Source organism: Streptomyces eurythermus (assembly GCF_014649115.1).
In the GTDB taxonomy this organism is placed as follows: Bacteria; Actinomycetota; Actinomycetes; order Streptomycetales; family Streptomycetaceae; genus Streptomyces; species Streptomyces eurythermus.
In genome coordinates this window covers 180,045-202,090 of sequence record NZ_BMSK01000007.1, presented here as the reverse complement: position 1 = coordinate 202,090, position 22,046 = coordinate 180,045, and the positions used below count along the sequence as shown (strand labels likewise).

16 protein-coding genes are annotated in these 22,046 nt (G+C 73.7%); 5 read left to right on the top strand and 11 right to left on the bottom strand.

The features are described 5' to 3' along the window. Positions 1 to 215 precede the first annotated feature (215 nt). The 3 genes from IE251_RS15460 to IE251_RS15450 all read left to right on the top strand — a co-directional run bounded on the left by IE251_RS15460 (position 216) and on the right by IE251_RS15450 (position 3,275). Positions 216 to 893: a hypothetical protein gene (locus IE251_RS15460; RefSeq protein ID WP_189753519.1), complete on the top strand. Its 678-nt coding sequence runs from the start codon at positions 216 to 218 to the stop codon at positions 891 to 893. A 71-nt stretch (positions 894 to 964) separates the two neighbouring features. Next, positions 965 to 1,729, top strand: coding sequence for a hypothetical protein (locus tag IE251_RS15455; RefSeq protein WP_189753518.1), 765 nt, complete (start codon positions 965 to 967; stop codon positions 1,727 to 1,729). Continuing rightward, entirely contained in the window at positions 1,704 to 3,275 is a 1,572-nt protein-coding gene (locus IE251_RS15450) for a hypothetical protein (RefSeq protein ID WP_189753517.1), read from the top strand. Before IE251_RS15455 ends, IE251_RS15450 begins: the two co-directional genes overlap by 26 nt. A 77-nt stretch (positions 3,276 to 3,352) precedes the next feature. Here IE251_RS15450 and IE251_RS15445 read toward each other — a convergent pair whose 3' ends face one another. The 11 genes from IE251_RS15445 to IE251_RS15395 form a co-directional block, all read right to left on the bottom strand. Further along, positions 3,353 to 4,003 carry an RES family NAD+ phosphorylase gene (locus IE251_RS15445; RefSeq protein WP_189753516.1) on the bottom strand — a complete coding sequence of 217 codons (651 nt, stop codon included), beginning with the start codon at positions 4,001 to 4,003 and terminating at the stop codon, positions 3,353 to 3,355. Continuing rightward, on the bottom strand, positions 4,003 to 4,776 hold the full coding sequence (locus IE251_RS15440) for a serine/threonine-protein kinase (protein ID WP_189753515.1): 774 nt from the start codon (positions 4,774 to 4,776) through the stop codon (positions 4,003 to 4,005). Before IE251_RS15440 ends, IE251_RS15445 begins: the two co-directional genes overlap by 1 nt. After that, complete coding sequence (locus tag IE251_RS15435) at positions 4,773 to 8,957, bottom strand: CHAT domain-containing protein (RefSeq protein ID WP_189753514.1); 4,185 nt, start codon at positions 8,955 to 8,957, stop codon at positions 4,773 to 4,775. Before IE251_RS15435 ends, IE251_RS15440 begins: the two co-directional genes overlap by 4 nt. Positions 8,958 to 9,090: 133 nt before the next feature. Then, positions 9,091 to 10,617, bottom strand: coding sequence for an NCS1 family nucleobase:cation symporter-1 (locus tag IE251_RS15430; protein WP_189753513.1), 1,527 nt, complete (start codon positions 10,615 to 10,617; stop codon positions 9,091 to 9,093). A 109-nt stretch (positions 10,618 to 10,726) separates the two neighbouring features. Next, the gene (locus IE251_RS15425) at positions 10,727 to 11,746 is read right to left on the bottom strand and encodes a TIGR03842 family LLM class F420-dependent oxidoreductase (RefSeq protein ID WP_189753512.1); all 1,020 of its coding nucleotides are present in this window, start codon (positions 11,744 to 11,746) and stop codon (positions 10,727 to 10,729) included. A gap of 11 nt (positions 11,747 to 11,757) precedes the next feature. Beyond that, on the bottom strand, positions 11,758 to 13,152 hold the full coding sequence (gene hydA, locus IE251_RS15420) for a dihydropyrimidinase (protein ID WP_189753511.1): 1,395 nt from the start codon (positions 13,150 to 13,152) through the stop codon (positions 11,758 to 11,760). A 26-nt stretch (positions 13,153 to 13,178) separates the two neighbouring features. Next, positions 13,179 to 14,021: a nitrilase-related carbon-nitrogen hydrolase gene (locus IE251_RS15415; protein WP_189753510.1), complete on the bottom strand. Its 843-nt coding sequence runs from the start codon at positions 14,019 to 14,021 to the stop codon at positions 13,179 to 13,181. 155 nt (positions 14,022 to 14,176) lie between these two features. Next, positions 14,177 to 15,772, bottom strand: a complete 1,596-nt coding sequence (locus tag IE251_RS15410; RefSeq protein WP_189753509.1) for a PucR family transcriptional regulator — start codon at positions 15,770 to 15,772, stop codon at positions 14,177 to 14,179. Positions 15,773 to 15,869: 97 nt separating this feature from the next. After that, positions 15,870 to 17,117 carry an aspartate aminotransferase family protein gene (locus IE251_RS15405; protein WP_189753696.1) on the bottom strand — a complete coding sequence of 416 codons (1,248 nt, stop codon included), beginning with the start codon at positions 17,115 to 17,117 and terminating at the stop codon, positions 15,870 to 15,872. Positions 17,118 to 17,146: 29 nt separating this feature from the next. After that, a complete protein-coding gene (locus IE251_RS15400) occupies positions 17,147 to 17,989 on the bottom strand; it encodes a nitrilase-related carbon-nitrogen hydrolase (RefSeq protein ID WP_189753508.1) in 843 nt (280 codons plus the stop codon). A 173-nt stretch (positions 17,990 to 18,162) separates the two neighbouring features. Continuing rightward, entirely contained in the window at positions 18,163 to 18,414 is a 252-nt protein-coding gene (locus IE251_RS15395; protein ID WP_189753507.1) for a helix-turn-helix domain-containing protein, read from the bottom strand. 79 nt (positions 18,415 to 18,493) lie between these two features. Between IE251_RS15395 and map the strand changes: the two genes are divergently transcribed. Further along, a complete protein-coding gene (gene map / locus IE251_RS15390) occupies positions 18,494 to 19,261 on the top strand; it encodes a type I methionyl aminopeptidase (RefSeq protein ID WP_189753506.1) in 768 nt (255 codons plus the stop codon). 186 nt (positions 19,262 to 19,447) lie between these two features. Then, positions 19,448 to 22,000: an ATP-dependent Clp protease ATP-binding subunit gene (locus IE251_RS15385; protein WP_189753505.1), complete on the top strand. Its 2,553-nt coding sequence runs from the start codon at positions 19,448 to 19,450 to the stop codon at positions 21,998 to 22,000. Positions 22,001 to 22,046: the final 46 nt, after the last annotated feature.

The following is a 22,046-nucleotide window of genomic DNA, read 5'->3' as shown; positions in this document are numbered from 1 at the left end:
GGAGTATCCAGCGGTCCGGGGGGCGCCCGCAATTGCCGGAAGCCCCCTCGTCCGGCTCTCCGCCGGGCGGGATCCGGTTGTTTTCCGGAACCCCGGCGAGAATGATCGGTTTTCCGCGAACGGCCGGTCCCGCCAAGGGTTTTGCTCCGCTAGCCTCTCCCCATCGCGGCGCCTTCCCACCCGGACCGCCCGCGACGAATGGGGGATATTCGAAAATGATCAGCAAGACTCGAATAAACGTCCGGGTCCGACGACTGAATGCCGGGTTGCTGTCCTCCGCGCGCGCCCGGTGGCACGGCCGCAGGGACGCGGCCGGGCTGCGGGAATTCCCGCGGAAAGCGACACCGGGTCAGCAGCCGGCCGATGCCACCGCCGGCCTCCCGCCCTACATCCTGGGCCTGCACGCCCAGGTACGGCGCGGCACCGCGCGGCTGCGCTCCCGCACCCTGCGGGCGCACCGCGCCCTGCGCGTCCGGATCGAGGCGGAGTCGGTCCGGGTGGTGAACCAGTACCAGGTGCGCGGCGAGCCGGCGCCGGCCGCGCTCGCCCGGTTCGGGCGGATGGTCGGCGAGTGGCGCTCGGCCGCCGCCGAATGCCGCCAGCAGGCCCAGCAACTCGCCGACGAGGCCAACCAGTTGATCGCCTGCTACTGGGACGCCGCGTGGGCCGGCGGCCAGGCGGCCGGCCTGGCCGCCGGTGCGCGGCCCGCCGACTGGCTGCCCGGCGAGATCACCCTGGACCGCACCTGGGACCACATCGACGACAGCCTGCTCACCGACCGCTGGTACGCCGGGGGCAACGCCGCCGCCGCGTCGGCCGTGGCGCGGGCGCTGCACATCCTCGACCACCAGGCGGCGTACGACGGCGCCCCGAGCGGTGCCGGCCAGGGATGACCCCGCCCGCTCCGCTCCCCGTCCGCCGCCCCACCGCTCCCCGTCTCCCAGGAAGGCCAGGGAACGTCATCGTGCATCACTCGGCCAGGACCGGTCACCGGTCCACCGTCCGCGCCACCCGCCGGCTCGCCGTCGTCGTCCCGCTGGTGTGCGCGCTGTCCGCCCTCGTGTCCTGCACCAAGCAGGAGGAGGCCCTCACCACACCCTGCGGGGTGGTGGTCGACGGCTCCGGGTCCGCCGCCGCGGTGAAGGAGGGATTCGACTCGGAGGCCAAACTCAAGGACAGCCTCGTGGAGTTCCTCACCGACCAGAAGTGCGGAACCGTCGACTTCGCCCCCATCACCCGTTCCTCGCGCAGCTCCTCCTGCCGGCAGCGCCAGGTCGACCTCGACCCGCCGCACGACGCCAACACCGACCAGAAGGCACAGCGGGCCGGCGCCCGGCGGGACGCGGCCCTCGCCGCGCTCGCCGAGCTCAAGTGCGCCCGTACCCAGAACGGTTCGGACGTGTGGGGCGCGCTGGCCCGCATCGGGGAGACCGTCTCCGGTGACGGGCCGGCGCCCAAGCTGCTCGTCGTCAGCGACTTCCAGCAGGCCGACCCGGAGTTCTTCCTCTCCCGCCAGGACCTGTCCACCGAGTCCCGGCGGGCGAAGGTCATCGACTCCCTCGTCGAGAAGCGGGGACTGCCCGGCATCAAGGGAATGGACGTCTTCCCGGTCGGGCTCGGCATGCAGTACAAGGCGAAACCCAGCGAGGCCGACGACTTCGAATCGTTCTGGACGGAAGCGCTCGAAGGGAGGGCCAAGGCTCATGTCGACTCCCGTTACCGGCGCTGACGGGCCGCGGCCGCGCCGCCTGCGGATGCCCTTCCCCAGGCGGCCCGCACCGGGCACCGCCCGGCGCCGGCCGGACCACGCCCGGCGGGCCCCCCGCCCGCCCCTGGTCCTGGACGCCAGGGACCAGGGCACGCTGCTGAAGGACGCCGGCCGGCACGGACGGCAGGCCGGCCGGAAGAAGACGCTGGACCCCTGGCTGCTGCACGGCGACGATCCACTGCCCTACTTCGTCAAGCTGGCCGGGCTGCGCGACGCCATGGTCCACCGCGTCGAGGAGGAGCTGCACGGGCGGGAGGAGGAGGCCCGGCTCCAGGACGCCCAAGCCGCCGCCGACATGACCACGGGCGAGGCCCGGACCCTGCTGCTGGACAGGCGGCTGCGGGAGGCCGACCAGGCCGTCCGGACCGCCCTGGACCAGCTCGACCTGCTCGCGCTGCGCTCCTCGCGCTGGCTGCGCTTCCGGGACCGGCTGCGCGAACGGGTGGAGGAACGCTGGCTGCGCGCCCGCTTCGGGGACGCGGCGGGACCCGCCCCGGCCGCCACCGCGCCCCCGGACGACGGCACCGGGCCGGTGCCCGGCAAGGAGGAGGGCGCGGACCCGGGCGACGACTGGCAGTCGGTGTCCACGGCGGCCACCGCACCGGACGGCACCGTGTCCACCGCGCTCGGGGAGGACTACCGGTCCGCCCTGCGGGAGACCGGCGTCCAGGGGTCGGCCGACCGCTGGGAGGGACTGCTGACCCGCCCCGGCCTGCCCCGCTGGCTGACCCTGGCCCTGCTGGCCGCCATCATGGCCGTCGAGGTGCCCGTCTACTGGGTCGCCTACCAGCCCTTCCACGGGGTCGGCAGCACCGGCGGCGACCTGATGTCCGGCACGCTCGCCGTCTCGTCCGCCGTCGTCATGCTGATCGTGCCGCACCTGGCGGGGCACATGCTGCGGTGGCGCTCGGCGACCGGGGCGCCGCGCGGCGGATGGCTGCCGTCCCTGACCCTGCTCGGTGTCTGGGGCGCGCTGACCTGGCTGCTCGGCACGCTGCGCGCCAGGTTCGTGACGCAGCACGACACTCCGGCGGGGGCCACGGGCGACAGCGCCGGCTTCCGCGGGCTCGGCGGTTCGGGGGCCGGCACCACCACCCTGGTGGACCGGCTGCACCTGACCACCCAGACGGTGACCTGGCTGTTCTGCGCGCTGCTGCTGCTCTCGGGCGGTGTCGGGTTCCTGCTCGGCCTGTTCCGGGAACACCCGTTCCTCGACGCCTTCCGCACGGCGGTCGAGCGGCGGGAGGACCTGCAACGGCAGCGCGACGAGAGCCTGGCCGCCACCGAGCGGGCGCGGGCCGCGCGGGAGACGGCCCAGGCCCGGCAGGACGACCGCCGGGAGGCGGCGCGGGAGCGGATCGCCGCGACCCGCGAGCTGTACGAGGCCGCCGCCGCCGAGTTCCTCCAGGGAGTGGTGACGGCTTCGAAGGATCCCGCCGTCAGCGAGGCGGCGATGCGCCGGTCCGACCGCCGGCCGCTGCTGCCCGGCCCGGCGCCGCTCGGCTGACCCGCCGGAGACTCCGTACGCCGTTGCCCCGGCCTCCTTCACGGGAGGCCGGGGCAACGGCGTACGGGGGGCCGCGCTCACTCCTCCGGGACGGAGACGACCGCGCGCAGGGGTGCCAGCAGCCGGTTGACCTCGCGCACGTCCTCGGGGGACGCGAGCCGCAGGCACTCCTGGGGCCGGGTGTCGAGGGGCGCGGACGGACAGCGGTCCTCGAACAGCTGGAGCGCCGTGCGCGGCCGGCACCGCTTGGACGTCCACCACAGCCCCTGCGCATCGACGCACCGCTCGCGGATCAACCGCACCCAGTACCGGGTGCCGGCGTACTCCTCGGTGTCGATCAGCCAGTGGTCCTGCCAGACCGCGGCCAGCCCCTCGGCCGTCGTCAGGTCCACGAGGGACAGCTCCGCCGTGGTGCGGAACGCCGACAGGACGTACCGGGACGCCTGCGCCCAGGGGATCAGACGCACCCCGTCACCGTTGAACTCGACCGAGCGCAGCAGGACTTCACAGAGCGCGGTGACCGGGTCCAGGGCGGCGTAGAGGTGGCGGTAGGGGTCCTTCTCGGTGGGGTCGAAGCGGTTGCCCTTGAAGTACTCGTGGGCGATCTTCGGGTTGAACTCGGTGGCCGCGTACTGCTCCTCGTGGCACCGCCACAGCACCGTGCCCGCGGGCAGCCTGTGCCACACCGGCTCCATCGGGACGCCTTCCGGCGGGATCTGGTCCGGCATCAGGCAGCCCCCACCAGTTCGGCGGCGGCGCGTTCCAGCGCGTCGTCCGGCACCACGCCGAGCAGTTCGGCGGGGACCCCGCCCAGCCACCGGTTGCCGCCCAGCCACCAGTCGGCGGCTCCCCACGGGTCGCGGTCCGCGCGCAGCAGTACGTTGATCCGGCGGACGACCGGCAAGGGTTCGGCCGTACCGGGCCTGAACTGGAAGCGGGGGTAACGGAAGCCGTCGTCCGGGTCGCGCAGCCGGATCAGACCGGCGGCGGGGTCGTCCGGCCCACCGGGGAGCGGGGCGGATCCGGCTTCGTCGCGCGCGGTGCGCTCATGGCGCCCGGCTTCGGCGGAGGCCCGGTCGTCGTTCTCGGTCGGGGCTTCGCGCCCGGCCCCGGCGAGGGCCGTGTGCTCGGCCTCGGTCAGGGCGGGGGCGGCCAGGAGGCGGCGGCGGGCCGCGCGGAGCAGTTCGGCGGGGTCGGGCGGCGGAGCGCCGAGGACACCGATCACCGCGTCGATCGTGGCGAGGCGGGGCAGTTCGCGGGGACCGGCGGCGTAGCGGTGGCCGCCGAGCGCCTCGGCCACCGGGTGACCGGGCGGCAGCGCGGACAGCGCGCGCTTGAGCCGGCGTACGGCACGGGCGACGGCGGCCGGGTTGCCGGCGGCCGTCTCCTCGCGCAACTCGCGCAGCGCGTCGGACAGTTCGCGGTGGTCGTCCGCCTCCAGCGCGGTGGTGACGGTGGTCCAGTGGTGCTCCAGGAGCCTCAGCAGGTCCTCGGAGGTCATACGGGCTCTCCCTCCCGCTGCCGGGCGGCGGGTGCCGCCGGTGCCGGGTTGCCGTGGTGGACGAAGGCAGCCCAGGTGTCGGGCCGGTCACGGAAGTCCTCCGCCAGCCGCCCGGCCGATATGCGGCTCAGCGCCGGGACGGGCGGGCGCTCGTCCGGCGGGGTGAGCATCCAGCGCTGGGCGGCGCGCAGCGCGTCCGGGGGTGCGAGTCCCCGGCTGAGGGCGTCGTGCAGGACGAGCATCATCAGCTCGGACCGCTTGTCGTCGACCTTCCACCGGGAGCCGATGGCGTCGGCGGCCAGCCGGTGCACCAGCACCGAGGTGACGGTCAGGGCCTCGTCGTGGTCGCGGGTGGTCAGGTCGGTCTCGCAGCCCCCGCACACCACCAGGGGCCCGGCGGACCGGAAGGCGTCGCCCTCGGCGGGCGTCTCCAGCAGGGTGCTCAGCGTGAGACGGGCGGTCCTGGCCGGCTCGTCCGCCTCGTCCGGGTCGGCCAGGAGCAGGGCGGACCGGGTGGGGTCCGTACCGGCCAGCCCGTGACAGGCGAGGTGGACCAGGGAGGCGGGGGCGGCGGCCCGGCCGCCGAGCAGCGCCAGGACGGTCTCCGGGGTGGCGGGGTCCTCGTGCGGGCGGTGCACCACGGCGTCGCGGTAGAGCACGGCGGCCAGGGTGTCGATCTCCTCCTCGGCCCACTCCAGGTCGTCCCCGCCGTGGAAGACCAGGGCGGGCCGGCCGGTGAGCGGCATCCGCCGCCGGGCCGCGGCCCGCAGGAACTCCCGACCGGAGGCCGCGTGAGTGAGCACACCAACCTCACAGGCCCGCACCGGCCGCGGCCTGCCGGCGGCAGGCACCTCGGGGCCGGGCTTCCCTGGGCCGGGCTTCCCGGAACCGGCGGGCTCCCCGGGACCGGGCGCCCCAGAGCCGACCACCCCGGGACCAGGCCCCTCAGGGCCGGACACCCCGGAACCGGCACGCTCACCAGTGCCAACGGGCACCCCAGAGCCGGGCTTCCCAGAGCCGACCACCTCAGGGCCGACCACCTCAGGGCCGGGCACACCAGAGCCGACCCCCTCGGGACCAGGCCCCTCAGGGCCGGACACCCTGGAACCGGCAGGCTCACCAGTGCCAACGGGCACCCCAGAGCCGACCGCCTCAGGGCCGGGCACGCCGGAACCGGCGGGCTCCCCGTGGCCGACGGGCTCCCCGGTGCCGGGCACCCCGGAACCGGGCACCTCACAGCCGGACACCCCGGAACCGGCGGGCTCCCCATGGCCGACGGGCGACCCAGAACCGGCGGGTGGCCCGAGCAGGGCCGCCTGCCACGGCACCACTCCCAGTTCCCCGCAGGGCACCAGCACAAGCCGCACGGCACCGGGCCGCGTACCACCACCCGCAGCCGTACCCGCACCCGAGTCAGCGCCCGCACCCGCAGGGGCCGCGAACACATCCGCCCCGGCGTCGGCCCGGTCCGCCGCGCCGAGGTGGGCCAGCGCGGGCCCGAGCACCTCCCCGGCCCACGCGCACATGCCGTCCAGAGCCCGCAGCCAGCGCCGCTCGGCACGCTCCCGCTCCTCCTTGCCGACCGCCCCGACCACCCCGCCGACCTCCTCCTCGGCCGTGGTCTCCAGCCGCTGCCGGTCCGCTCCGGCCGCCAGGTACTCCGCGACGGGCCGGCGGCCGGCCGGGGTCAGGGCGGGCAGGGGCAGCGCCTCGGCGGGGCCCTCGCGGGGCACGATCAGTACCGCGCCGTCCGGGTCGTCGACGCCCGGGACCAGGTACAGCAGCGCGTCCGCGTCCGTCGCCCGCAGCCCGGCGCGCAGGTCGTCCACCGAGGGCAGCACCGGCTCCAGTTCGGCCCCGCCCCGCCCGCGCAGCAGCTCCAGCGAGCGGCGCCGCACATCGCCGGGAAGTCCGGGACTGCCCGCGCCGAGGCCGGCCAGCACCTCCATCGGGGAGCCGCCCGAGCGGCCGCCGGGGGTGCCGGAGGCCACGTCGGCGGAGAGTTCCCACAGGGAGCGGTCGGCGCCGCGGTCCTGGGCGGGGTCGGCGGCGGCCCGCCAGCGCTCGGCCAGTTCGCTCTCGCCGAGCGCGGCCAGCCGGTCGGCGACGCCCGCGGACACGGCCGCCGCCCCGAGCACCAGGGAACGGCCGGCCTCCAGGCAGGAGATCGCGTCCTCCGTACGCCCGGCGCGCAGCGCCCAGAAGGCGGCGGCGCGGCCCCGGTCGGCCGCCGCGCGGGCGATCCGCAGGCCGCGGCCGACGCCCTGCTGGAGCAGGACGTCGTCGGCGGAGTACCGCAGCGAGGTACGGGCGAAGCCGAGGGCGGCCGTCAGGTCCTCGTCGGCGCCCGGCCCGCCCGCCCGCAGCCGGGCACGTTTGGCGTACAGCGCGGCCAGGTCCCAGGTGAGGCCGGCGCCGCCCGGCATGCCGTCGGGCAGGTCGGCCACACCCTGGGTCAGCTCGCCGATCGCCTCGTCCAGCGCCCCGGCGTCCCCGGTGAATATGTGCAGGGTGTCCAGGGCGGCCGCGATGGCGCCGCGTGTCCTCGGCCGCAGGCCGCCGACGAACTCGGTGCCGGCCAGCGCGGCCCGGGCGCGCCGGACACCCTCGGCGATGCGGCTCGGATCCGACTCGGCGATCGCCGTCAGGGTGAGCAGCGGGGCCCAGGTCATGTCGAGCAGGCTGCGCAGGACGGGCATGTCCACCGCTGTCTCCACGGCCCGCCGCATGTGGTGCACGGCCGCCCTCAGGTGTGCGGTCCGGTCCGCGCCCGAGGAGTCGAGGACGACGATGCCGAGGTAGGCGATGCCGAGGGCCATGCCGATGTGGAGGCCGGTCCATTCCTCGGCGGCGGCGTAGACCTCGTCGACCTCCAGTTCGCACAGCGCGTCGATGACGTCCCAGACGGTCCCGACGTCGCCCCGGTCCAGGGCGGAGGTCAGCCGCGCCGTGAGCCGCATCGCCTCCCCGCACACGCGCAGGTTGGCGGCGGCCGTGCTGGCGGGGTCGCCCTCCCACCGCTGGGTCTCGAACAGCTCCAGGGCCAGGTCCTCGTCCTCCAGGCTGCCGCCGTTCATGGCGGCTCCGAAGAGCATGACGGGGACGATGTTGGTGAGCCACGAGCCGTTGGGGTCGCTGTCCAATTCGCCCTCGGCCCACGCTTCGTGCACCAGCCTGAGCGCCTCCCTGAAGCCCGTGACGTCGCCGGAGTACATGGCGCGGGCAGCGTGGAGGAAGGCGCCGACCATCCGGGACGGCAGCGGTGTACGGCCGTCCTCCCGGCCGGTGCCGGGGTGTTCTCCGGTCAGTTCGGCGAGGAGTCCGGGCATGTTCCCCGGGCCGACGAGTCCGGGTGACATCGCCTCGGCCAGGGCCAGGAACTCGGTGATGGCTCCGCGGGTGGCCACGGCCGTGCCGGCGCCCCCGGTCGCCGGCTCCGCGGGGCCCGGGGACCTGGCGAGGGACTGCTCCAGTTCGCCCAGGAGCAGCGTCAGCAGGGTGCCCAGCGAACCCGGTATCTCTCCGCCCGTGAGACCGGCGAGCACGCTGCGTGCCTCGCGGACGAACGCACCGGTGTCGCCGGCCGTCATCGCGTCGGTCATCGCGAGGAGCCCCTCCGCCCTGGCGCGCAGTTCGGGGGTCATCCGGTGGTGCTCGCGTTCCAGCAGCAGCCGCCAGAGCAGCGCGGTGTCCTCCACGATGCCCGGCCCGCCGTGGGCTAGCGGGGTGCCCAGCTCCATGAGGCGCATGAGCCGGTCGACGTTCCAGTGCGGCTCGGAGAGGACGGAGGTGTCACGATTGAGCCTTACCAGCCGGAACGCGGTGAGCGCCACGAGTCCCCGGTAGGCGGCCTCCTGCTCCTGCGGGCCGAGCAGGGGCGAGGTGCGGGCCTGGTCCAGCAGGGCCAGCGCGCGCTCCCGGTCGGCCGGGTCGCCGTCCAGCACGAACCGCAGGGCCCGGCACCGGCCGAGCCGTGCGGCCACCGCCGCGACCGTCGCGCCGTCCTCTCCGGCCGCCTCCAACTCGGCCAGCAGTGACTCCAGTTCGCCGGTCAGCACGTCGAGTTCCGGTCCTCGTATCCCGGTGTGGGTCTCCGGTTCGAGCGGTACGGACACCTGGTCGGTGCGGGCGAGCGCGGCGGCGGCGCGGCCGGCCGCGGACATGGTCACGGCGTCACTCATGTGCATCCCCTCCGCCGCCATGGTGCCCGCTTCCGTGGTCCGGCAGCCGGGTCCTGGCGCGCCCCAGGGGCATCCTGCCGGACAACGCCCGGCTACCGGCCGGTTTCCGCCCGCTCCGCCCGGGGCCGGGCGCTCAGTCCGCCGCCGGTCGTGGTGGCGCGAGCCGGGTCAGCGCGAGGTACACCACCAGGGAGGTGCCGAGGCCCACCGCCCAGCCGTAGTCGGCGAGCGGGGACAGCGCCGGGATGGGGCGGCCGTCGGTCAGCGGGGTGAAGTCGGCGCCGCCGACGGCGAGGACGCCGCCCGCGAGGAAGGCGAGGACCGCCCGCGGGTTCCAGCCGCCGTGGTACCAGTACCGGCCGCCCGCGCGGTAGAGGGCGGCGAGGTCCAGGCGGGTGCGGCGCAGCAGCCAGTAGTCGGCGACGAGGATGCCCGCGACGGTGCCGAGCAGTCCGCCGACCAGGCCGAGCCAGGTGAAGATGTAGCCGCGCGGGTCGGAGTACAGCTTCCACGGCAGGATCAGCACCGCGAGGACGGCGGTGATCAGGGCGCCGGTGCGGAAACTCACCCTGCCGGGCGCGACGTTGGAGAAGTCGAACGCCGGGGAGACCAGGTTGGCGGCGATGTTCACGGACAGTGTGGCGACGAGGACGGTCACGAGCGCGTACAGCAGTCCGGCCGCGTTGTCCGTCTTCGCCGCGAGCCGCACCGGGTCCCAGACCGGCTCGCCGTAGACGGCCTGGGAGCCGGAGGTCACCAGTACGGACAGGAACGCGAACAGGGTCATGGTGGTCGGCAGGCCGAGCGCCTGTCCCCAGGTCTGGGCGCGCTGGCTCTTTCCGTAGCGGGTGAAGTCGGGGATGTTCAGCGACAGCGTGGACCAGAAGCCGATCATGCCCATGAGGGAGGGCCAGAACAGCTTCCAGAAGGCGCCGCCCCAGCCGAGCCGGGAGGGCTGGCCGAAGAGCGGGCCGAGCCCGCCGGCCCGGTCGCTCATCCACCACAGCATCACGAACGCGCCGACGAGGACGAAGGGCGCCGCCCAGTTCTCGAAGCGGCGGATGGTCTCCATGCCCCGCAGGATGATCGCGACCTGGAGGGCCCAGAAGAGCGCGAAGGACAGCCACATGGTCCAGGCGTGGCCGCCGATGTGCGCGGCGTCCGTCCAGCCGGTGCCGATCAGCTTCCCGGCGAGGAAGTAGATCGCCTCGCCGCCGATCCAGGTCTGGATGCCGAACCAGCCGCACGCCACCAACGCCCGTACGACGGCGGGCAGGTTGGCGCCGCGCACGCCGAAGGAGGCGCGGGCGAACACCGGGAACGGGATGCCGTACTTGGGGCCCGCGTGCCCGGTCAGCAGCATCGGGGCCAGCACGATCAGGTTGGCGAGGGCGATGGTGAACACCGCCTGCCGCCAGTCCATGCCGACCGCGATCAGCCCGGAGGCGAGGGTCCAGGAGGCGGTGTTGTGGGCCATGCCGACCCACAGGGCCGAGAAGGTGTACGTCGTCCAGGTGCGCCGGGCGGCGGGCACCGGGAGCAGGTCGTCGTTGGCGTACGGCCCGCTGGGCGGCGGGGTGCCGGGCGCGAGTTCCACGCGTCCGTCGGGGAGGGTGATCTGGCCGGGTATCGGTACGGCCGTGGGGGCGGTGTCGGTCATGGGCCGGCCTCTCGTCGTCGGGCGGATGAAAGCGGCCGTGCGGGCGCCGGCCCCCTCCCCCCGGCGGCGGGGGCAGGGGCGACCAGGACAGCGAAATGGACGGTAGGGCCTATGAGTTGACGGCGGGGATGATGCGGCTGCCGTAGACGTCGATGGTCGTCTCCTGCGCGTCGTGCATGTCGTACACCGCGAACTGGTCGACGCCCAGGGCGCGCAGCGCGGTCAGCTTCTCGATGTGCCGTTCGGCGGGGCCGATGACACAGAACCGGTCCACGATCTCGTCGGGCACGAACGCGGTGTCGGGGTTGCCGCTGCGCCCGTGGTGGGCGTAGTCGTAGCCCTGCCGGGCCTTGATGTAGTCGGTGAGTTCCGCGGGGACGTCGGCGGAGCCCTCGCCGTACCGGGAGACGAGGTCGGCGACGTGGTTGCCGACCATGCCGCCGAACCAGCGGCACTGCTCGCGGGCGTGGGCGAGGGCCGCGGGCGAGTCGTCCTCGGTGACATAGGCCGGGGCGGCGACGCAGATCGTCACCTCGGACGGGTCGCGGCCGGCGGCCGCCGCCGCGTCCCTGACCGCCTTCACCATGTACTCGGTCAGGTACAGGTCGGCGAGCTGGAGGATGAACCCGTCGGCCTCCTCGCCGGCCATCTTCAGGGCCTTCGGGCCGTACGCGGCCATCCAGACGGGGACTTCGGCGCCTTCCTTGATCCACGGAATGCGGATCCGGGTGCCGCCGAGGTCGGCCTCCTCGCCCCGGCCGAGGGCGCGGATGACCTTCATGGCCTCGCTGATCCGGGCCAGGGTGTTGGGTCTGCGCCCGGCGACGCGCATCGCGGAGTCGCCGCGGCCGATGCCGCAGACGGTGCGGTTGCCGAACATGTCGTTGAGGGTGGCGAAGGTGGAGGCGGTGACCTCCCAGGTGCGGGTGCCCGGGTTGGTGACCATCGGGCCCACCGTCAGCCGCTCGGTGTTCGCCAGGATCTGGCTGTAGATCACGAACGGTTCCTGCCAGAGCACGGCGGAGTCGAAGGTCCAGCCGTAGCGGAAGCCGTTGTGCTCGGCCCGTCGCATCAGGGCGACGACGCGGGAGGCGGGCGGGTCGGTCTGCAGGACGAGTCCGAAATCCATGGTCGCCACTCCTAGTTCAGGTACTGACAGGTGGAGCGCGGGGTGAAGACCCCGTGCCCGGCGCGGCCGGTGTACTCCCGCTCGACGATGACGGGTTCGCCGCGCGAGAGCACCGTCTCGACGCGGCCGGTGACCCGCTTGCCCTCGTACGCCGAGTAGTCGACGTTCATGTGGTGGGTCTCGGCGGACATCACCTGTTCGGCGTGCGGGTCGTAGATGACGATGTCCGCGTCGGCGCCCGGGGCGATGGTGCCCTTCTTCGGGTACAGACCGAACATGCGGGCCGGGGTGGCGCAGGCGATCTCGATCCAGCGGCGGCGCGAGATACGGCCGTCCACGACGGCCTGGTGGAGCAGGTCCATGCGGTTCTCGACGCCCGGAAGGCCGTTGGGGATCTTGGAGAAGTCGCCCCGCCCCAGCTCCTTCTGGCCGGTGAAGCAGAAGGGGCAGTGGTCGGTGGAGACCACCTGGAGGTCGTTCGTCCGCAGCGCCCGCCAGAGACTCGCCTGGTGTTCGCGGGGCCTGAGCGGGGTGCTGCACACGTACTTCGCGCCCTCGAAGTCCGGTTCGGCGAGGTTGTCGGCGGACAGGAACAGGTACTGCGGGCAGGTCTCGCCGAAGACGTTCAGCCCCTCGTCGCGCGCCCGGGCCAGCTCCGCGACCGCCTCCGTCGCCGAGACGTGGACGACGTACAGCGGGGCCCCGGCGACCTGTGCGAGCCGGATCGCGCGATGGGTGGCCTCGGCCTCCAGCAGCGCCTTGCGGACCTCGCCGTGATAGCGGGGGTCGGTCTCGCCCCGGGCCAGCGCCTGCTGGACCAGCACGTCGATGGCGATGCCGTTCTCGGCGTGCATCATGATCAGCCCGCCGTTCTCGGCGGAGCGCTGCATGGCGCGCAGGATCTGACCGTCATCGGAGTAGAAGACGCCCGGGTATGCCATGAACTGCTTGAACGAGGTCACCCCCTCTTCGATCAGCAGGTCCATTTCCTTGAGCGTCTCGTCGTTCACATCGGAGACGATCATGTGGAAGGCGTAGTCGATCGCGCAGTTGCCCTCGGCCTTGGCGTGCCAGGCGTCCAGGCCCTCGCGCAGGGTGTGGCCGACGCTCTGCACCGCGAAGTCCACGATGGTGGTCGTGCCGCCCCAGGCCGCGGCCCGGGTGCCGGTTTCGAAGGTGTCGGAGGCGTGGGTGCCGCCGAACGGCAGCTCCATGTGGGTGTGCGCGTCGACTCCGCCCGGGATGACGTACTTCCCGGTGGCGTCGATCACGCGGTCCGCGGTCCAGCTCTGCGAGTGGGGCGTGGCCAGGGCGGCGATGCGGCCGTCCTCGACGAGGACGTCGGCGTGGATCTCGTCGGACGCGGTGATGACGAGACCGTGGCGGATGACGGTACGGCTGCTCATGCTGCTCCTCGGTCACTCGGCTCGGGTCAGGGCGCCGTCAGCGGCTGGTACGCCCCCGGTGCGCGGTCGCGGTAGAACTGCCAGCGGGAGCGGACCTCGTGGAGCTTCGCCAGGTCCAGGTCGCGGACGACCAGTTCGGGCTTGGTGTCGCTCGCGACCTCGCCGACGAAGCGGGCCTCGGGGTCCACGAAGTACGTGGTGCCGTAGAAGTCGTTGTCGCCCAGGTCCTCCGTGCCGACCCGGTTGATCGCGCCGACGAAGTACTCGTTGGCGACGGCCGCCGCCGGCTGCTCCAGCTGCCACAGATAGCGGGAGAGGCCGCGCGAGGTGGCCGACGGGTTGAAGACGATCTCGGCACCGGCCAGGCCCAGCGCCCGCCAGCCCTCCGGGAAGTGGCGGTCGTAGCAGATGTAGACGCCGATCCGGCCGGCCGCGGTGTCGAAGACGGGCCAGCCGCTGTTGCCCGGACGGAAGTAGAACTTCTCCCAGAATCCGTTCACCTGGGGGATGTGGGTCTTGCGGTACTTGCCGAGGTAGGAGCCGTCCGCGTCGATCACGGCGGCGGTGTTGTACAGCACGCCCGGCTGCTCCTCCTCGTACATGGGCAGCACGAGGACGATGCCCAGCTCCTCGGCGAGGGCCTGGAAGCGGCGCACCGTCGGGCCCTCGGGGATCCGCTCGGCGTACGCGTAGAACGCCGCGTCCTGCACCTGGCAGAAGTAGGGGCCGTAGAACAGCTCCTGGAAGCAGAGGACGTGGGCGCCCTGGGCGGCTGCGTCGCGCGCCGCCCGCTCGTGGGCCTGGATCATGGACTCCTTGTCGCCGGTCCAGGACGTCTGGAAGAGGGCGGCACGGATCACTCGGCTCATCGGGACCTCCGGTAGCTCGGTGTGCGACGAGCCTAGGAAGCGCGGGCGGCCGGTTCGACGGGCAGCGTGTCACGTCCGCGGCGGGTCGGCGTGCCACCGTGTCACGCCCGGACGGGCCCATGTTTCACCGCCGTTGTCGCAGGTGGTCGCATGTTTCACCCCTGTTGCGCGTCATGCGCGAGGAGCGCGATGTGGACCGAGGCCGCCTGTTCGAAGTCGTCCAGGTCGACGCCGAGACGGGCCTGGACGGCCTCCAGGCGGCGGTAGAGGGCCGGCCGGGAGACATGGTGGAGCCGGGCGGTGCGGGACTTGTTGCGGCCCGTGGCCAGATAGGTCCGCAGCACGTTCAGCAGCTCCGGATCGGTGTCGCCGAGCAGCCCGTCCAGCTCCCGCTCGGCGAACGACTGCATCCGCGGATCGTCCCGCAACAGCCGTACCAGCCCGCGCAGATGGACGTCCCGGAGCCGTACGACGGCCGGCAGCTCCCGGGCGGCCGGGGATCCGGCGGCGTCGGCGACGTGCCGGGCCTCGCGCAGCCCCTCGGGCACCTCCTCCCAGGCGGTGCGGGCAGCGGCGGCGGCCACCACCACCGGCGGCCCGGCCCGCAGCCGGGCGGCGAAGTGCGCGGTGAGCGCCTCGGCGTCCTGGTCGCGGGCGAGGCTGAGCAGCACGGCGACGGCCCCGCCGGTGAGGCCGGCGACCAGGCCGGGCAGCCCCAGCAGCCGCAGCACCCGGTCGATCCGGTCCGGGTCGCAGTCCTGGACGACGAGCGGCACGAACGTGCGCCGGCCCACCGGCAGTCCCGCCGCCCGGGCCCGGGGCAGCAGCTGCCGGGCCGGTACGGCGCCGGAGAGCAGGTCGGTGAGCAGGCTCCGCGCGGACTGTTCCGCCCAGCTGTCCGTGGCGGCGCCGGCGAGCAGCCGGTGCAGCACCAGGGCCTCGGCGGCCCGGTCGGCGAGCAGCCGTCCGGTGGCCGGCTCGCCCCGGTAGCCGCACAGCAGCAGCCGGCCCCAGCGCTCGCCGCGCCCGCGCAGCTCGGCCCGGATCCAGCCGTCGCCGGCGGTGCCTCCCCCAGTGCCTGAACGGCCTGGGCGGTGCCCCCATGCCTGGCGGGCGATCCGCTCCCAGTCGCGCAGCACGTCGTCCACCGCGGACCGCTCCCCCGCCGTGCCGAGGACGCGGTGGGCGAGGTTGGTGACGACGACCGGGCAGCCGCTGTGCACGGCGACCTCGTCCAGGAGCCGCTGGAGCGGGGCGCCGGCGGTGATCAGGGCGGTGAGTCCGGTGCGGACGGTCTCCGAGAGGCTGACGGCGGCGAACTTGTGCCTCACCAGCCGGGACTGGACCTCTTCGGTCAGCTCGGCGAAGGGAAAGGGCCGGTGCAGCACGACCATCGGCAGCCCGCACCTTTCGGCGGCCCGGCGCATGGCCTCGGGCGGCGCCGGGAAGGCCCGGCCGAGGCCGAGCACGACGGCGGCGGCCTCCGCCCGGTGCAGCGACCGGATGTACTCGGCCTGCCCGGCCTCGTCACCGGCCAGCAGGACACCGGTGGTGAGCACCATCTCGCCGCCGCTGAGCATCACCCCGACATCGGCGGCCTCGGCGACGTGCACCCAGCGCACCGGCCGGTCCAGCCGGTCGGCGCCGGCCACCACCTCGGGTTCCCCGGCGAGCACCCGCTCCAGGGTGAGCACCCGGCGGACGGACAGGGCGGGTTCCCAGCCGTGCCGGGACTCCGAGGCGGTGGTCATGGCCGTACCCCCGTTCTCTCGTGCGGGACGGGCTCCTGCGCGGGCCGTCGGTGCGGGCTCCTGCGGGCGTCGTCGGTGCGGGCTCCCGCGCGGGTCGTCAGTACAGGCTCCTGAGCGCGTTCTCCAGGATCGCCGCGCCCTCCTCGGCCTCGGCGACGGTGAGGGTGAGCGGCGGGGCGATCCGCAGGGCGCTGCTGTCGTGTCCGCCGCCCTTGCCGAGGAGCAGTCCGCCCTGGCGGGCCGCCTCCAGCACGGCGGCGGCCTGCGGGTCGGCCTCGTCCGTGCCCGGCTTGACCAGCTCGATGCCGATCATCAGCCCGCGCCCGCGCACCTCGCGCACCCCGGGCAGCCCGGCGGTGGCCGCCCGGAGCCGTTCGATGAGCAGTCCGCCGACCCGCCGGGCGTTGCCCTGGAGGTCGTGTTCGAGGAGGTAGGTGAGGTTGGCCAGGCCCGCGGCCATGGTGATCTGGGTGCCGCCGAACGTGGAGATGCTGTTCGCGTCCAGGCAGTTCATGATCTCGGCGCGGGCGACGACCCCGCCGATGGACATGCCGTTGCCGATGCCCTTGGCGAAGGTGACGATGTCCGGCGGGCCGCTGCGGGCGTGTGCCTGCCAGCCCCAGAAGTGGTCGCCGGTGCGGCCCCAGCCGGTCTGCACCTCGTCGGCGATCCACAGGATGCCCTGGGCGGCGAGGACCTCGCGGAAGGCCGCGAACAGCCCGTCGGGCGGCGAGGTGAACCCGCCGACGCCCTGGACCGGTTCGGCGATCAGCGCGGCCGGGGCCCGGGTGTGGCCGAGGACGTCCTTCAGGTCGGCCACGCAGGCGTCGATGAACGCGCGGTCGTCGAGGTGGGCGAACGGGCCCCGGCTGCGCACGCCGCCGTGCACGTACAGGGTCTGGACCGGGGACAGCGAGGTCGGGGACCAGCCGCGGTTGCCGGTGATGCCGACCGCGGTGAAGGAGCGGCCGTGGTAGCTGTTGCGCATGGCCAGGACGGTGTTGCTGCGCCGGTGGGCGGTGGCGAGCAGCAGGGCGGTGTCGTTGGCCTCGGTGCCGGAGGCGGTGAAGAACACCCGGGCGTTCGGGATGCCGCTCAACCGGGCGATGCGTTCGGCGAGTTCGACCATCGGCCGGTTGAGGTAGAGGGTGGAGGAGTGGACGATCCGGCCGGCCTGCTCGGTGACCGCCTTGGTCACCTCGGGCAGGGCGTGCGCGGTCATCGTGGTGAGGATGCCGCCGAAGAAGTCCAGGTATCTGCGGCCGGCGGAGTCCCACACGTGCCGGCCCTCGCCGTGGGTGATCTCGATCGGGTCGTCGTAGTAGAGGGCGAGCCAGTCGGGCATGACGGCGCGGTGGCGGGAGTAGAGGTCGGTCACGGCCGCACCAGCCCTTCGTAGGCGTCGGGGCGGCGGTCGCGGTAGAAGGCCCACTGCCGCCGTACGTCCTCGATGAGCCCGAAGTCCAGGTCGCGCACGAGGAGTTCCTCGTTCTTGTCGCTCGCGACCTCGCCGACGAACTGTCCGCGCGGGTCGACGAAGTACGACGTGCCGTAGAAGTCGTTGTCGCCGTACTCCTCCTGTCCGACCCGGTTGATGGCGGCGACGAAGTACTCGTTGGCGACGGCCGCGGCGGGCTGTTCGAGCTGCCAGAGGTGGGCGGACAGGCCCCGGTGGGTGGCGGACGGGTTGTATACCAACTGGGCTCCGTTCAGTCCCAGTTGGCGCCACCCTTCCGGGAAGTGGCGGTCGTAGCAGATGTAGACGCCGACCTTGCCCACGGCGGTGTCGAAGACGGGCCAGCCCAGGTTGCCGGGTTTGAAGTAGTACTTCTCCCAGAAGCCCTCGACCTGCGGGATGTGGTGCTTGCGGTACTTGCCGAGGTAGCTGCCGTCGGCGTCGATCACGGCGGCGGTGTTGTAGTAGAAGCCGGACTGCTCGACCTCGAAGACCGGGACGACGAGCACCATGCCGGTCTCGCGGGCGAGGTCCCGCATGCGGCGCACGGTGGGGCCGTCCGGCACGGGCTCGGCCCAGCGGTAGTGTTCCGGCTCCTGGACCTGGCAGAAGTAGGGGGCGTTGAAGACCTCCTGGAAGCCGAGGATCCGCGCGCCCCGGCGGGCCGCCTCGCGGGCGTGCTCCTCGTGTTTCGCCACCATGGTCCCGGTGTCGCCGGTCCAGGTGGCCTGGACCAGAGCGGCGCGGACGACGTTGGCCATGAGCTGCTCCTTCGACACGACGTCAGAGCCTCTACGCCCGTAGAGCAGGCGGTAGAGGGACGAACGTAAGCCTCCGGGCGGCCCTTGCCAAGACCATCGTCGTCAAAGCGCGGAGTCGATCACGTTTCACACTCCGGTGGCGGAGCCGGCCACCGGGGGGGCGAGCGGGCGGCTCAGACGGGCACCAGGGCGCACCGCGCCACCAGCTCGTCCATGGACAGGCCGAGGACCTCCGCGAGCGCGGCCACGGTGAAGAACGCCGGTGTCGGCGCCCGCCCCGTCTCGATCTTGCGGAGCGTCTCGGCGGACACGCCCGCCGCGGCGGCGACGTCCGCCATGCTCCGGTCGCCGCGCGCCTCGCGCAGCAGCCGCCCGAGCCGCTCGCCGCGGTCGCGCTCTTCGGGAGTGAGGGGGGTACGCACCATGCCCCCATTCTGCCCCCGGTCGCCCCTTTCCCGGCCCGGCCGGGCGTCACCCAATTAAAATACCGGTATAGTAATTGGCATGGTGGAACTGAAGACCGAGAAGTCGATCGACGCGATGCACGCGGCCGGCCAGGTGGTCGCCCGCGCCCTGACGGCCGCGCGGGAGGCCGCGCGCGTCGGCGTCACACTGCTGGAGCTGGACGAGGTGGCCCGGGAGGTGCTGCGCGAGGCGGGCGCGACCTCGCCGTTCCTCGGCTACCGCCCCTCCTTCGCCCCGACCCCCTTCCCCGCGGTGATCTGCGCCTCGGTGAACGACGCGATCGTGCACGGCATCCCGACGGACTACCGGCTCCGCGACGGCGACCTGCTCTCCGTCGACTGCGGCGCCGAGCTGGACGGCTGGGCCAGCGACTCGGCGATCAGCTTCGTGGTGGGCCGCCCCCGCCCGGCGGACCTGCGGCTGATCGAGACCGCCGAGCGGGCGCTGGCCGCGGGCATCGCGGCGGCCGTCGTGGGCAACCGCATCGGGGACATCGCGCACGCCGTCGGCCGGGCCTGCCGCACGGCCGGCTACGGCATCCCGCAGGGCTTCGGCGGCCATGGCGTGGGCCGTCGTATGCACGAGGACCCCGAGGTCCCGAACGAGGGCCGCCCGGGCCGCGGCCTGCCGCTGCGGGCCGGCATGGTCCTCGCCATCGAGCCCATGCTGATCGCGAGCGGCGCGGACGGCTACCACGAGGCCCCCGACGGCTGGACCCTGCGCACCGACGACGGCTCCCGCGCGGCCCACGTCGAGCACACGGTGGCCATCACGGAAGAGGGCCCCCGCATCCTCACGGCACGCTAGACGCCCCGAAGGGGCGCGGGGAACTGCGCGACCAGCCACAACGCACCGCAAGCCGCCATCCGGGCCGGCACCCACCTCCCCCGTAGGCGGACATGCCCGACGAAACGGATCGTGTCATCGTGGGCATGAGCGGCTCCCACCCGGTTACCCGGCGGAGCCAGTCGTCAGCGAAGGAAACGCAACGCCATGACCAACGGCTACCCTCCTGACCCCTTCGGTGATTTCCTGGCCCGCTTCTTCAGCGGAGCCGGCGGCGGCGCGCCACGCCACATCGACATCGGCCGCCTGCTCAGCCAGCCGGCCCGGGAGCTGGTCAGAGGAGCCGCGCAGTACGCCGCCGAGCACGGCAGCCGGGATCTGGACACCCAGCACCTGCTGCGCGCGGCCGTGTCGGCGGAGCCCACCCGGAGCCTGCTGAGCCGGGCGGGCGCGGACCCGGACTCGCTCGCCTCGGAGATCGACGACCGGGCGGGTCCGGTACAGCACCCGCCGGGCGAGGGCCCGCCCCCGACCGCGCTGTCCCTGACCCCGGCCGTCAAGCGGGCCCTGCTGGACGCGCACGACATGGCGCGGGCCAGCGGCGCCGGGTACATCGGCCCGGAGCACGTGCTCAGCGCGCTGGCCTCGAACCCGGACTCGGCGGCCGGGCACATCCTGCACGCGGCCCGGTTCCAGCCGCGCACCATGCCGCCGGAGGCCCCGGAGGGCACGCAGCCCCGCCCGGAGCGGCAGCGGCCCACCGGCACGCCCACCCTGGACAAGTACGGCCGTGATCTGACCGAGCTGGCCCGGCAGGGCCGGATCGACCCGGTGATCGGCCGGGACAGCGAGATCGAGCAGACCATCGAGGTGCTGTCCCGGCGCGGCAAGAACAACCCGGTGCTGATCGGTGACGCGGGCGTCGGCAAGACGGCGATCGTCGAGGGGCTGGCGGAGCGCATCGCCGACGGGGACGTGCCGGACGTGCTGGCCGGGCGCCGGGTCATCGCCCTGGACCTGACCGGGGTGGTGGCCGGCACCCGCTACCGGGGCGACTTCGAGGAGCGCCTGAACAACATCGTGGAGGAGATCCGCGCCCACTCCGGCCGGCTGATCGTCTTCATCGACGAGCTGCACACCGTCGTCGGCGCCGGATCCGGCGGTGACAGCGGCGGGATGGACGCCGGGAACATCCTCAAGCCCGCCCTCGCCCGGGGCGAGCTGCACATCGTGGGCGCGACCACGCTGGAGGAGTTCCGCCGGATCGAGAAGGACGCGGCGCTGGCCCGCCGGTTCCAGCCGATCCTGGTGCCGGAGCCGACGGTGGAGGACACGATCGGGATCCTGCGCGGGCTGCGCGACCGGTACGAGGCCCACCACCAGGTCCGCTACACCGACGAGGCGCTGGTGGCCGCCGTGGAGCTGTCGGACCGCTACCTCACCGACCGGCGGCTGCCGGACAAGGCGATCGACCTGATCGACCAGGCCGGCGCCCGGGTCCGGCTCGGCGCCGGCACGAAGGGCACGGACGTACGCGCCATGGAGCGCGAGGTGGAACAGCTGGCCCGGGACAAGGACCAGGCGGTCGCGGACGAGGACTACGAGCAGGCCAAGCAGTTGCGCGACCGGATCACCGAGCTGACCGGGCGGATCGCGGCGGCCAGCGAGGACGGGAAGGCCGACGAGGGGCAGCTGGAGGTCACGGCGGAGGCCATCGCCGAGGTGGTGTCCCGGCAGACCGGCATCCCGGTGAGCCGGCTGACCGAGGAGGAGAAGGAGCGGCTGCTCGGCCTGGAGGAGCACCTGCACCAGCGGGTGGTCGGCCAGGAGGAGGCGGTCGCCGTGGTCTCGGAGGCGGTGCTGCGCTCCCGGGCGGGGCTCGCCAGCCCCAACCGGCCGATCGGCAGCTTCCTCTTCCTCGGCCCGACCGGCGTCGGCAAGACCGAGCTGGCCCGGGCGCTGGCGGAGGCCCTGTTCGGCAGCGAGGACCGGATGGTCCGGCTCGACATGAGCGAGTACCAGGAGCGGCACACCGTCTCCCGGCTGGTGGGCGCCCCGCCCGGCTACGTCGGCCACGAGGAGGCCGGACAGCTCACCGAGGTGGTGCGCCGGCACCCGTACTCGCTGCTCCTGCTGGACGAGGTGGAGAAGGCGCACCCGGACGTCTTCAACATCCTGCTCCAGGTGCTGGACGACGGCCGGCTCACCGACTCTCAGGGCCGGACGGTGGACTTCAGCAACACGGTCATCGTGATGACCAGCAACCTGGGCTCCGAGGCGATCACCCGGGGAGGGGCCGGGATCGGCTTCGGCCCCGGTGGCACGGAGGCCGACGAGGAGGCACGGCGGGAACGGGTCCTGCGGCCGCTGCGGGAGCACTTCCGGCCGGAGTTCCTCAACCGGATCGACGAGATCGTGGTCTTCCGGCAGCTCACGAACGACCAGCTGCGGCGGATCACCGATCTGCTGCTGGAGAGCACCCGGCGGCTGCTGGAGGGGCAGGGCGTGTCGGTGGAGTTCACGCGCGCGGCCGTGGACTGGCTGGCCGAGCGCGGCTACCAGCCCGAGTACGGCGCCCGGCCGCTGCGCCGCACCATCCAGCGCGAGGTGGACAACCAGCTGTCCCGGCTGCTGCTGAACGGCACGGTCTCCGAGGGCGGCCGGGTCACGGTGGACGTCAGGGACGGGCGGCTGGACTTCCGCACCGATCGGGCGGCCCCGCCCGCCCCGGAGGACCGGCCGCCCGCTCCGGAGTTGTGACCCGGCCGGCCGCCGGAGTCGTGACGCACGGGTCCGGCGGCCGGAG

Excerpts from the sequence above, each read along its gene's own strand:
- IE251_RS15400 (WP_189753508.1), bottom strand. The coding sequence starts at position 17,989 with ATGGCCAACGTCGTCCGCGCCGCTCTGGTCCAGGCCACCTGGACCGGC.
- IE251_RS15435 (WP_189753514.1), bottom strand. The coding sequence starts at position 8,957 with ATGAGTGACGCCGTGACCATGTCCGCGGCCGGCCGCGCCGCCGCCGCG.
- IE251_RS15445 (WP_189753516.1), bottom strand. The coding sequence starts at position 4,003 with ATGCCGGACCAGATCCCGCCGGAAGGCGTCCCGATGGAGCCGGTGTGG.
- hydA (WP_189753511.1), bottom strand. The coding sequence starts at position 13,152 with ATGAGCAGCCGTACCGTCATCCGCCACGGTCTCGTCATCACCGCGTCC.
- IE251_RS15440 (WP_189753515.1), bottom strand. The coding sequence starts at position 4,776 with ATGACCTCCGAGGACCTGCTGAGGCTCCTGGAGCACCACTGGACCACC.
- IE251_RS15450 (WP_189753517.1), top strand. The coding sequence starts at position 1,704 with ATGTCGACTCCCGTTACCGGCGCTGACGGGCCGCGGCCGCGCCGCCTG.
- IE251_RS15395 (WP_189753507.1), bottom strand. The coding sequence starts at position 18,414 with ATGGTGCGTACCCCCCTCACTCCCGAAGAGCGCGACCGCGGCGAGCGG.
- IE251_RS15415 (WP_189753510.1), bottom strand. The coding sequence starts at position 14,021 with ATGAGCCGAGTGATCCGTGCCGCCCTCTTCCAGACGTCCTGGACCGGC.
- map (WP_189753506.1), top strand. The coding sequence starts at position 18,494 with ATGGTGGAACTGAAGACCGAGAAGTCGATCGACGCGATGCACGCGGCC.
- IE251_RS15460 (WP_189753519.1), top strand. The coding sequence starts at position 216 with ATGATCAGCAAGACTCGAATAAACGTCCGGGTCCGACGACTGAATGCC.
- IE251_RS15425 (WP_189753512.1), bottom strand. The coding sequence starts at position 11,746 with ATGGATTTCGGACTCGTCCTGCAGACCGACCCGCCCGCCTCCCGCGTC.
- IE251_RS15385 (WP_189753505.1), top strand. The coding sequence starts at position 19,448 with ATGACCAACGGCTACCCTCCTGACCCCTTCGGTGATTTCCTGGCCCGC.
- IE251_RS15405 (WP_189753696.1), bottom strand. The coding sequence starts at position 17,117 with ATGCCCGACTGGCTCGCCCTCTACTACGACGACCCGATCGAGATCACC.
- IE251_RS15430 (WP_189753513.1), bottom strand. The coding sequence starts at position 10,617 with ATGACCGACACCGCCCCCACGGCCGTACCGATACCCGGCCAGATCACC.
- IE251_RS15410 (WP_189753509.1), bottom strand. The coding sequence starts at position 15,772 with ATGACCACCGCCTCGGAGTCCCGGCACGGCTGGGAACCCGCCCTGTCC.